Below are 10988 nucleotides of genomic sequence, written 5' to 3'. Positions count from 1 at the left end.
TTCCCCTTCGTCTAGAAAAGCGCCACCTTGGGCGCGCGGGGGAAGATCTCGTCCATTTCGTCCCGGTCTTCCTGCGTCGGGACCCAGCACACTGCCTGAGCGTTCTCGCGGATCTGCTCCGGACGGGTGGCACCGGCGATGACGCTGCTGACGCCGGGCTGCGCGGCCAACCAGGAGAAGGCCAGTTGCAGCTCGGTGATGTCCCGTTCTTTGGCGAACTGGCCGAAGCGGCCCAGCTGTTCCCAATCGGCGTCGTGCACCAAGTTGGTGCGCGTGTGGCTCAGCCGGGTCCCTTCCGGTGCCTTGCCGGCAGAATACTTGCCCGTGAGCAGTCCGTTGGCGAGCGGGAAATACGGGAGCACTCCCAAGGAGAAGGCCCCCGCCGCGGGCAGGACTTCGAGCTCGGCACGGCGGTCCAGCAGGTTGTAGTGGTTCTGCGTCGAGATGAAGCGGACACCCCCTGCCTGGCGGCCGACATACTCAGCCTCGGCGATCTGCCAGCCGGCAAAGTTGGAGTGCCCGACATAGCGGACCTTGCCACTGGTCACCAGGTCATCCAAGGCCGCCAAGGTCTCTTCGATGGGCGTCAGAGGATCCGGGGTATGGAACTGGTAGAGGTCGATCCACTCAGTATCCAAGCGGCGGAGCGACGCCTCTACGGCTTTCACGACGTAGCGGCGTGAACCCCGGGCACCGAAATCGTTGCCGTTGACGCCGCCCATGTCCATGCCGAATTTGGTACCGATGACCACGTCATCACGGCGACCTTTCAGGGCTTTGCCCAACATGGACTCGCTCAGGCCCGGCTCGCGTCCATAGACATCCGCAACGTCGAAGAACGTTACTCCGGCATCAAGTGCGGCGTGGATAACGGCGTCCGTGCCGTCCTGGGACTCGGTGGGTGTATTGGCGCGCCCCAGATTGTTGCAGCCCAGCCCAACAGCTGAGACGGTCAATCCGGAATGGCCAAGGCGTCGGTATTCAGTCATGAATTCAGCCTAGCCGCCGCTGTAGGAGATTCCCGATTCCTCCATGGCGTCCTCAAGTTGTGCAATGGCCACAGGTCCCATGCCGTGGAGCTTGGCGATTTTCGCCTCGCCAAACTCCGCCAGCTGCTCCAGCGTCTCAATTCCCTCGTGCGCCAAGGCCCGTCTCGCAGGGGCAGCGAGGCCCTTGGGCAGCGGTGTATGTCCGGGCCAGTTGCTCTTGGACGACATGGGTGGTCCCTCCTGGTGCGTTGGGTGCTACTTAGAGAGTAAAGCCCACGCCTTGCTTGGGCGAGTGCTTCACCCGGAAGGCACCGGGCTCGCTGTGGGGTGCCGCGGCAATGGTGAGTTTGGTGAAGTCCAGATCCTCACCACGAACACAGATCTTGATCGCGTTCACTGCCTTATTCACATCAGGGCAGAGGCAGAAAATGTTCAGGTGGCCGTTGCCGATTTCCGATCGGTCCACTATGCCGAGCCCACGCCAGGCAAGTTCACCGGTAAGTGCTGCCTTCGCTTTCCGTTCAAGGTGCCGGTCGCGTTCGGTGCCGTCCTTGGTCTTCAACGCAATCTGGGCAACCACCCAAAACTGATCGGACTCGGGAATTTCAGCGTATCCGTCTTCTTCGCATTGCGCGGCAAAAGCCGCCATTAGGCCTTCCACCGAGGAGTCGTCGTCGACGTCTGTCTCATCCGTCTTGCTCTGGTGGCCCACAACGCCGTGATTGATCACGAACTGCTGGTCCTCGTCGTCGTACCAGGCTTCCCGGAAGTGAAGGACTCCCTCGTCGTCCCGCTTGTACGTGCGAATAATGCCGCTCATGCTCGTCCTTTCCTGAACCACTCGGCACTGGTGCTGTTGGCTCCGGTGACGTCGAATGGTGCTTTCATGGCCACTACTGCCTCAAAAAGGGCTGCGCATTCTGCGCGCATAGCGTCCACTGTGTCGTCCGGATAGCCCATGGCTGCCCGGTGCTGCTCAAATTCGTCCTCGTCGTCCACGAACACGCCGTGCTTGGTGGAGCGGATCACGTCCAGGTCCATGTCGATCATATGGAACTCCGTGACGCCCGGCTTGATGGGGTTCCAACCGTGGGCGGTGGCAACGTCAACGTAGATCCGGAAGTCGCCTGGGTACGTATCGTCGTAGAACGTGGCCACGAACTCTCCGGTACGTGGGACCAACAGTACTGCGTCCGACGCCGCGTAGAAGGCTGCCCCGGGACGTGAACAGAACTCCCCCGCACCCTGAAAAATCCACCAGCCGTGGATGTCTTCGCCGAGGTAGCGGCCGGGCACCACCCAGTGGGCCTTGCCATTCCATTTCCTGTTCCTCGACACAACGAGGTCACCGGGCTGCAGCGAGCCCGGACTACGGTGGTCCATCACAACGTGGGCAGGCTTCCGGTGGTGGGGTGCTCCTGGCCCGGGAGGGGCCTTGCAAAGGGGACTTTTGTCCCCAGAACCTGCGCTACGACGTCGTGGGCTATTTTTTGGGCGGTCAGTCCCACGCGCTCCAGCACCTGGCTTCGGGAACCATGTACCAGGAACTCGACCGGCAAACCGACTTCGTTGAGGGCTGTATCCACGCCCGCAGCACGCATTTCCTGCCGGATGCGCGATCCGACGCCGCCTGCACGCACGCCGTCTTCAATGCAGATGACCAGGCGATGGCGGGCAGCAAGGGCGATAATCGACTTCCGCACAGGAAGGACCCAGCGCGGATCCACCACCGTGGAGCTGATGCCTTGCGCGCCGAGGCGGCTGGCAACATCGAGGGCGAGTTCGGACATGGCGCCGACGCTGACAATGAGGACATCGTTTTCAGTGGAACCCTCAGGTCGCCGCGCGAGGATGTCCACGCCGTCGTGAAGCCTGTCGATGGCTTCAACTTCCGAACCGACACTGCCCTTGGAGAACCGCACCACTGTGGGGGCGTCATCGACGGCGACGGCCTCCCTCAGTTCCTCACGGAGCCTTGTGGCATCGCGGGGAGCCGCCAAATGGAGTCCCGGCACGATCTGAACCATGGCCATGTCCCACATGCCGTGGTGGCTGGGGCCATCCGGGCCGGTCACGCCTGCCCTGTCCAGGACGATCGTGACCCCGGCCTTGTGCAGCGCCACATCCATGAGGAGCTGGTCGAAGGCGCGGTTCAGGAAAGTTGCGTAAACCGCCACCACGGGGTGGAGGCCGCCGAAGGCCATACCGGCAGCGGATGTGAGGGCGTGCTGCTCGGCAATCCCGACGTCGATAACGCGCTCAGGGTGGCGCTCGGCAAACTTGTGAAGACCGACCGGGATGAGCATGGCGCCGGTGATGCCAACGATATCCTGGCGCTCGTCGGCGATGTCCGCGATCTCCTCGGCAAACACCGAGGTCCACGATCTGGCACCCGGCATTTCCGTGGACTCACCGGTTTCGGGGTCGATAATTCCCACGGCATGGAATTGGTCTGCCTCGTTCGCCAGGGCCGGGGCGTAACCGTGGCCCTTCTCGGTCATGGCGTGGACGATCACAGGTCCGCCGTAGGCCTTGGCGGTATTCAAGGCGTTTTCCATGGCCTGGAGGCTGTGCCCGTCCACCGGACCGATGTACTTCATTCCAAGGTCCTCGAACATACCTTGAGGTGCCCACCAGTCCTTGATGCCCTTCTTCATGGCGTGCAGGCTCTTGTAGGTGAACTGCCCGGCGGGGCCGCCGTTCTGCAGTTTCTTCTTCCACCAGTCCAGCATGCGCTCATAGGCCGGAGTAGTGCGCAGGGAGTCGATGGTGGGGCGCAACGAAGCGAGGTAATCGGCAAATCCGCCGACGGTGGGTGCGTATGATCGTCCGTTGTCATTGACAACGATGACCACGCGACGACGCTTGTCGGCCGCGATGTTGTTGATCGCCTCCCACGTCATACCGCCGGTCAGGGCTCCATCGCCAACAACGGCGACGACGAAACGGTCGCCTTCGCCAGTCAACTGGCGGGCGCGTGAAATACCGTCTGCCCAGGACAAAGATGATGACGCGTGCGAGCTCTCCACTATGTCGTGCTCGGATTCGGCACGGTCCGGATAGCCGGAAAGTCCGCCTTGCTGGCGAAGGGTGCTGAAGTCCTGGCGGCCAGTGAGCAGCTTGTGCACATAGGACTGGTGCCCGGTATCGAAGACGATACTGTCCCGCGGCGACTCGAAGATCCGGTGGACAGCCAGTGTGAGTTCGACGACGCCCAGGTTCGGGCCAAGGTGTCCACCCGTCGCGGCTACGTTGGTGATCAGGAATTCCCTGATTTCGCCGGCCAGTTGTTCCAGCTCCGTGCCGGACAGTTTGGCCAGGTCCTGTGGATCCTTGACGGTTTCCAAAAGTCCCAACGGCCCTCCTTAGGGTGAATGACGTGCTTGTTAACTTTAGCGCGTGCCCGGCGCCCGCGTTTCCGCACACACGTGATCCGGGGTGTGGCGTTCAGTGGACGCCAACAGCCCCGGCTGGTCAGATGACCGGCCGGGGCTGTCTGGCACAGGAATCAGCTGGAAACCAGCTGGTCCACTATGCGGAGATCTGGCGCAGTACGTACTGCAGGATGCCACCGTTGCGGTAGTAGTCCGCTTCGCCCGGGGTATCGATGCGCAGAACGGCGTCGAAGGACTTGACGGTGCCGTCCTCAGCCGTAGCCGTGACCTTGAGCGTCTTCGGCGTAGTGCCGTTGTTCAGCTCGGTCACTCCCTCAACTGCGAACGTTTCCGTACCGGTCAGGCCCAGTGTTGCTGCCGACTCGCCGGCGGGGTACTGCAGCGGAAGGACGCCCATGCCGATCAGGTTGGAGCGGTGGATGCGCTCGTAGCTTTCGGCGACGACGGCCTTGACACCCAGAAGTGCAGTTCCCTTTGCTGCCCAGTCACGGGATGAACCGGAACCGTATTCCTTGCCTGCCAGGACCACCAGCGGCGTTCCCGCGGCCTGGTAGTTCTGCGCGGCGTCGTAAACGTAGGCCTGCGGTGCACCTTCCTGGCTGAAGTCGCGGGTGAAGCCACCTTCGACGCCGTCCAGGAGCTGGTTCTTGATGCGGATGTTGGCAAAGGTACCGCGGATCATGACTTCGTGGTTTCCACGGCGTGAACCGTAGGAGTTGAAGTCTTTGCGCTCCACGCCGTTGGCCAACAGGTACTGGCCGGCCGGGGTGTCCGACTTGAACGAGCCTGCCGGGGAGATGTGGTCCGTGGTGACGGAGTCGCCAAGCTTCAGGAGCACGCGGGCACCTGAAATGTCCTTGACGGGATCCGGCTGCGCCTTCATGCCCTCGAAGTATGGGGGCTTCCGCACGTAGGTGGAGTCCTCAGCCCAGGCGAAGGTGTCACCGGCGGGCGTGTCGAGTGCCTTCCAGCGGTCGTCGCCGTCGAAGACGCCCTCGTAGCCCTTGGCGAACATGGCCTCGTCGATGGAGGAGTCGATGACTTCCTGCACCTCGATGGGGTTCGGCCAGATGTCCTTCAGGAAGACCTCGTTGCCTTCGGAGTCGGTGCCCAGGGCATCGGTGTCGAAGTCGAAGTCCATGGAACCGGCCAGGGCGTAGGCGATGACCAGCGGCGGCGACGCCAGGTAGTTCATCTTCACGTCCGGGTTGATACGGCCTTCGAAGTTGCGGTTGCCCGAGAGGACTGCCGTCACGGAGAGGTCGTTGGCCTGGATTGCCTCGGAGATTTCCGGTTCAAGCGGGCCGGAGTTGCCGATGCAGGTGGCGCAACCGTAACCCACGATGTAGAAACCGAGCTTCTCCAGGTACGGGGTCAGGCCGGACTTCTCGTAGTAGTCGGTGACGACCTTGGAGCCGGGGGCTACGGACGTCTTGACCCACGGTTTGGACGTCAGGCCCTTGTCCACGGCGTTACGTGCCAGGAGGGCAGCAGCGAGCATGACGGACGGGTTGGATGTGTTGGTGCAGGACGTGATCGAGGCGATCGACACTGCGCCGTGGTCCAACTCAAATTCGCGGCCATCGGCGGTCTTGACGTGCACCGGCGAGGACGGGCGTCCGTGCGCACCGTTGGCGGCCGACGCAACGCGTGCGGTCTCCGTGGTGTGCGAGTCGGCGTGCGTGAAGGACGGCGAATCGGATGCGGGGAAGGACTCGTCCAGGGACTCGTCCACGCTGCCGTCTTCGATGGAGACGTAGTTGTGGATGTCCTTGCGGAACTGCTCCTTGGCATCGGTGAGCTCGATGCGGTCCTGGGGACGCTTCGGGCCGGAGATGGACGGAACAACAGTGGACAGGTCCAACTCGAGGAACTCGGAGAAGCGCAGTTCGCGGGAAGGATCGTGCCAGAGGCCCTGTTCCTTGCTGTACGCCTCGACCAGCGCGACGTTCTCCTGTGAGCGGCCGGTGAGGCGCAGGTAGTCCAGGGTGACGTCGTCGATCGGGAACATGGCTGCCGTGGAACCGAATTCCGGGCTCATGTTGCCGATGGTGGCGCGGTTGGCCAGCGGCACAGCCGCAACGCCCTCACCGTAGAACTCGACGAACTTGCCAACGACACCGTGCTTGCGCAGCATTTCGGTGATGGTGAGCACGACGTCGGTAGCGGTGGCGCCGGCAGGGATGCTGCCGTTGAGCTTGAAGCCAACAACGCGGGGAATCAGCATGGAGACGGGCTGGCCAAGCATTGCTGCCTCGGCTTCGATGCCGCCGACGCCCCAGCCCAGGATGCCCAGGCCGTTGACCATGGTGGTGTGCGAGTCGGTACCAACGCAGGTGTCGGGGTAGGCGCGGACTACACCGTCTACCTCGCGGGTCATGACAGTGCGTGCCAGGTACTCGATGTTGACCTGGTGGACGATGCCGGTTCCCGGGGGGACAACCTTGAAGTCGTCAAATGCGGTCTGGCCCCAACGAAGGAACTGGTAGCGCTCACCATTGCGCTGGTATTCGATCTCCATGTTGCGCTCCAGTGCGCCGGAGTTACCGAAGGCGTCAATCTGGACGGAGTGGTCGATGACCATTTCTGCAGGTGCCAAGGGATTGACGCGCTTGGGATCGCCGCCGAGCTCCTTGACTGCTTCACGCATGGTGGCAAGGTCAACAACGCAGGGAACGCCGGTGAAGTCCTGCATGATGACGCGGGCGGGGGTGAACTGGATTTCCGTGTCGGGCTCCGCATTGGGATCCCAACCGGCCAGGGCGCGGACATGGTCCGCCGTAATATTGGCGCCATCCTCAGTCCGCAGGAGGTTTTCAAGCAATACCTTAAGGCTGAACGGAAGGCTGTCTGCGCCCTCTACGGAGTTCAACCGGAAAATTTCATAATCGGTGCCGGCTACATTCAGTACGCCTTTGGAACCGAAGCTGTCCACAGTGCTCATGGCAGGACTCCTCTCGCAACAGTTTCATCTTTGTCGCGTGGTTGGCCGCTAGCCAGTTAGGCGCACCTTACTTAGCCGGGCGGCATCTCTCTTGGTCACCCCGGCCCGCGGCGTTGATTCCTGCGGAGCGGGACTACTACGCCCATCGTAGTGGCATCCATCCAAAGAGTGGCATGCAGCCGCCAAAGCCGGTGCCGCCCGCCGCACTCCGCGGGCGGGCGACACCCGGGCTACGAGGAGGGAACGATCAGCGCCACGGTTTCAAGGTGGTGGGTGTTCGGATAGAGATCGAACGCGCGCAGGGCCTCGAGCCTCCAACCACCCTGGTGGAAGTAACCCAGATCACGCGCAAAGGATGCGGGATCACAGGACACATAGGCGATTGCCCGGGGGCCGGTTGCCATCAATTGCTTGACCACGGCTTTGCCGGCTCCGGCCCGCGGTGGATCAAGCACCAGGGAGTCGAAGTTCCGGGCGCGCTGGTGGAGGACACGCTCCACGCGTCCTTGAACGATTTCCACCTGTGGTTCACCGTGCAGGTTTTTGCGGGCGTCCCTGCTGGTGCCAGGGGCACCCTCCACCGAAAGCACCGAGCCGGTGACACCGACGGCGTCCGCCAGCGGTGCCGTAAACAGCCCGGCACCGGCATAGAGGTCCGCTACTGCTGCGCCGGGCTGCAAGTACCCACCGCTGGAAAGATAGTCCGTCACAGCGCCCACCAGCGTATCCGGCGCATCCTTGTGGATCTGCCAGAACCCTTCCCCCGTGACACGGTATTCGTGGCCGGCTGCGGTCTCCTGCACCCAGGTCCTCCCGCGCAACTGCAGGACTTCCCCCTTGCTGGGGTCGAAGCTTGCCACCGACACGTCATGCGGCAGCTGCGACAAAATGCTGTGAATCCTCTTGGGGCTTGTGCCCTCCTCCGGCGCCAGCAGAATCAGGGGCCGCGAACCATTGGCAGGGACAGCAACCTCAATGCGGGCGATGCCTGACAGGTCAAGATCCCACAGCTTCAGTCCGTTGAGTCCCGGGAGTGCCAAGGGCATCTCCTTGATGGGAAGCACAACGTCCGAGCGGTGCGCGTGCATGCCCAACCGGCCCTTGGGAGTGACAGCAAAGCTGGCCCGCGTACGCCAGCCGAGGCCGCCGTCGTGATTGTCCCCCACGGCTTCCACCTCGGTGGCGAGGTCCAAACCGGCGAGCCGCTTGAGCTGTTCGGCCAAAACTTCCGCCTTCAGCGCCCGTTGCCGCTGCAGCGAAATGTGCCCAAGCTCGGCACCGCCAACCGGCGGCGCGCCCCGGTTCCACGCGGCCAGTGAGTCCGCGGGCTTCCAGAAATGCGGGACCCGGTCCGGTGAAGGCTCAAGGACCTCGACGACGTCGGCGCGCCAGAAGCTTGATGAGTCGCCGGAGTCGGTCAAGCGGATGCGGACCTTCTCCCCCGGGATGGCGTGCCGGACGAAGATGACGCGCCCTTCGTGGCGTGCGACGAAGTGCCCGCCGTGTGCAATGGGACCAATGTCGACGACAAGTTCAGTACCTGGCCCACTGTGGTTTTCGTTGGCGGGCGTTCCGGCGTGGGGGGAAGTGCGATGGGAGGTCATTTAGGTATCCTGCAGTGCCTTTGCTTCTTCGGACGACTTCAGCTGCCACGGAACGCTGGCAACCATGACTCCAGGTTCAAAGTGGAGCCTCGTCTTGATTCTGAGTGCTGTTTGGTTGTGGACCAGTTGTTCCCACCACTTGCCCACGACATATTCGGGGATGTAGACCACGATCAAGTCCCGCGGTGAGTCGCGGCGCATGTTCTTGACGTAATCCATGATGGGGGTCACGGTCTCGCGGTAAGGGCTGGCCAGGACGGTCAGGGGAACCGGAATCTCCAGTTTCTCCCAGTCCCGGACGGTGTGCTCCGTCTCCTCGGTATTGATGTCGACTGTTATCGCGTCAAGGCGCGAGGGCCGTGACGCCCTGGCGTAAGCCAACGCCCTGAGGACCGGCTTGCGGACGTGTGAAACAAGCAAGACCGCGTGGACACGCGTGGGCAACGCACGCGGCGACGAGTCCTCGTCCACCGCCAATTCCCTGGCCACGTTGTCATAGTGGGCACGGATGCTCCACATGATGAGGAACAGAATAAACATGGCGAGCAAAGCGATCCAGGCGCCCTGCTCGAATTTGGTGATCAGGACGATCACCAGGACCAGTGCAGTCATGCCAAAGCCGACCATGTTGATGGTGCGCGACTTGAAAATCCTCCGGCGCACGGCCTTGTCCCTGGCCAGTTTCAATTCGCGGCCCCAGTGCCGGACCATGCCGAGCTGACTGGCCGTGAACGAAATAAAGACGCCCACGATGTAGAGCTGGATCAGCTTGGTCACATCTGCGTTGAACGCGAGGATCAGGACCAGCGCACCTGCGGCCAAGGCCAGGACGCCGTTGCTGAACGCGAGCCTGTCGCCACGGGTTCTGAGTTGACGCGGGAGGTAGCCGTCCTGGGCAAGTATCGAGCCAAGTACCGGGAATCCGTTGAAGGCGGTGTTGGAGGCGAAAACCAGGATGACGCCCGTGGCAGCAACCACGACATAGAAAAGTATGGAGCCCGAACCGAAGATGGTGTCCGCGATCTGGCTGATGGCTGGAGTCTGGATGTACCCCTCTGGAAGAGGCTTGCCGTCCACCAGGAATTCCCGGGCCGGATCCAGGACGATATGCACTTTGGTGGCGTTCGCCAAGTAGAGGATTCCCGCCAGCATGGAAGCAGCAATAACCCCAAGCAACAACAACGTGGTGGCCGCGTTCTTACTCTTCGGCTTCTGAAAATTGGGGACGCCATTACTGATGGCCTCAACACCGGTCAGGGCAGCAGCGCCCGAAGAAAAGGCACGCAGAAGCAGGAAAGCCCCTGCCAGCCCCACCAGACCTTCATCGAAGCCAGGCTCGGGGACGATGGTGAAGTCGGCGGAGGGCGCCTCGCCCAAGGTGCCGGTGAGGGCCTGGAAGATGCCGACGCCGGTCATGCCGAGGATCGAGGCCATGAAGATATACGTGGGAATGGCGAAGACTGTCCCGGCTTCCTTGACGCCACGCAGATTGACCAGCGCCAGGATGATGACGCCGACCGTGGCGATCAGTGCCTGCTGGCCATGCAGAGCCGGGATGGCAGTGGTGAGGTACGTGGCGGCTGAGGACATGGACACGGCAACCGTCAGCACGTAGTCCACCAGCAGCGCCGAAGCCACAGTGAGCCCGGCGTACTTGCCCAGGTTGACGTTGGCGATCTCGTAGTCGCCGCCGCCGGACGGATACGCGTGGACGTTCTGGCGGTAGGACGCCACCACTGTGAGCAAAACCACCATGACGGCGAGGCCAACAAGCGGTGAGAATGCCACAGCACTGACTCCGGCAAGGGCCAGTGTCAGCAGGATTTCGTCAGGAGCATAAGCTACCGAGGACAAGGCATCCGAGGCGAAGATGGGCAATGCGATGCGTTTGGGCAACAAGGTGTGGGACAGGCGGTCATTCCTGACTGGCCGGCCCACCAACACCCGCTTCGCGGCATTCAGAATTGTCAGCACTCCGCAAAGCTACTCTGAATCCCCAGCGATGTCATGACGGTTGTCGCAGGCAACCCACGCCGCAACGGTAAAGTCATACCGA

The 10988-nt window shown here is 62.4% G+C and carries 8 protein-coding genes; all 8 read right to left on the bottom strand.

Going from position 1 to position 10988, the window contains the following annotated elements:
- Nucleotides 1–11 precede the first annotated feature (11 nt).
- Complete coding sequence (locus tag J3D46_RS13865; RefSeq protein ID WP_231338957.1) at nt 12–989, bottom strand: aldo/keto reductase; 978 nt, start codon at nt 987–989, stop codon at nt 12–14.
- 9 nt (nt 990–998) lie between these two features.
- Nucleotides 999–1217: a hypothetical protein gene (locus J3D46_RS13860; RefSeq protein WP_231338958.1), complete on the bottom strand. Its 219-nt coding sequence runs from the start codon at nt 1215–1217 to the stop codon at nt 999–1001.
- A 31-nt stretch (nt 1218–1248) separates the two neighbouring features.
- A complete protein-coding gene (locus J3D46_RS13855) occupies nt 1249–1809 on the bottom strand; it encodes a hypothetical protein (RefSeq protein WP_231338959.1) in 561 nt (186 codons plus the stop codon).
- Nucleotides 1806–2375 (bottom strand): DUF402 domain-containing protein, encoded by a 570-nt coding sequence (locus J3D46_RS13850; RefSeq protein WP_231338960.1) that lies wholly within the window; start codon nt 2373–2375, stop codon nt 1806–1808. Before J3D46_RS13850 ends, J3D46_RS13855 begins: the two co-directional genes overlap by 4 nt.
- On the bottom strand, nt 2372–4345 hold the full coding sequence (gene dxs, locus J3D46_RS13845; RefSeq protein ID WP_231338961.1) for a 1-deoxy-D-xylulose-5-phosphate synthase: 1974 nt from the start codon (nt 4343–4345) through the stop codon (nt 2372–2374). The genes J3D46_RS13850 and dxs overlap by 4 nt, the downstream gene beginning before the upstream one ends.
- A gap of 175 nt (nt 4346–4520) precedes the next feature.
- The gene (gene acnA / locus J3D46_RS13840; RefSeq protein WP_231338962.1) at nt 4521–7328 is read right to left on the bottom strand and encodes an aconitate hydratase AcnA; all 2808 of its coding nucleotides are present in this window, start codon (nt 7326–7328) and stop codon (nt 4521–4523) included.
- A 230-nt stretch (nt 7329–7558) separates the two neighbouring features.
- Nucleotides 7559–8932, bottom strand: coding sequence for a class I SAM-dependent RNA methyltransferase (locus J3D46_RS13835; protein ID WP_231338963.1), 1374 nt, complete (start codon nt 8930–8932; stop codon nt 7559–7561).
- Nucleotides 8933–10906, bottom strand: coding sequence for an APC family permease (locus tag J3D46_RS13830; RefSeq protein ID WP_231338964.1), 1974 nt, complete (start codon nt 10904–10906; stop codon nt 8933–8935).
- Nucleotides 10907–10988 lie beyond the last annotated feature (82 nt).

This window comes from Paenarthrobacter sp. A20, from assembly GCF_024168825.1.
Lineage (GTDB): Bacteria > Actinomycetota > Actinomycetes > Actinomycetales > Micrococcaceae > Arthrobacter.
This window is presented reverse-complemented; position numbering and strand designations above follow the sequence as displayed.

Coding starts and splice junctions, on each gene's coding strand:
- J3D46_RS13835 (WP_231338963.1), bottom strand. CDS start 8,932: ATGACCTCCCATCGCACTTCCCCCCACGCCGGAACGCCCGCCAACGAA.
- J3D46_RS13855 (WP_231338959.1), bottom strand. CDS start 1,809: ATGAGCGGCATTATTCGCACGTACAAGCGGGACGACGAGGGAGTCCTT.
- J3D46_RS13860 (WP_231338958.1), bottom strand. CDS start 1,217: ATGTCGTCCAAGAGCAACTGGCCCGGACATACACCGCTGCCCAAGGGC.
- J3D46_RS13865 (WP_231338957.1), bottom strand. CDS start 989: ATGACTGAATACCGACGCCTTGGCCATTCCGGATTGACCGTCTCAGCT.
- acnA (WP_231338962.1), bottom strand. CDS start 7,328: ATGAGCACTGTGGACAGCTTCGGTTCCAAAGGCGTACTGAATGTAGCC.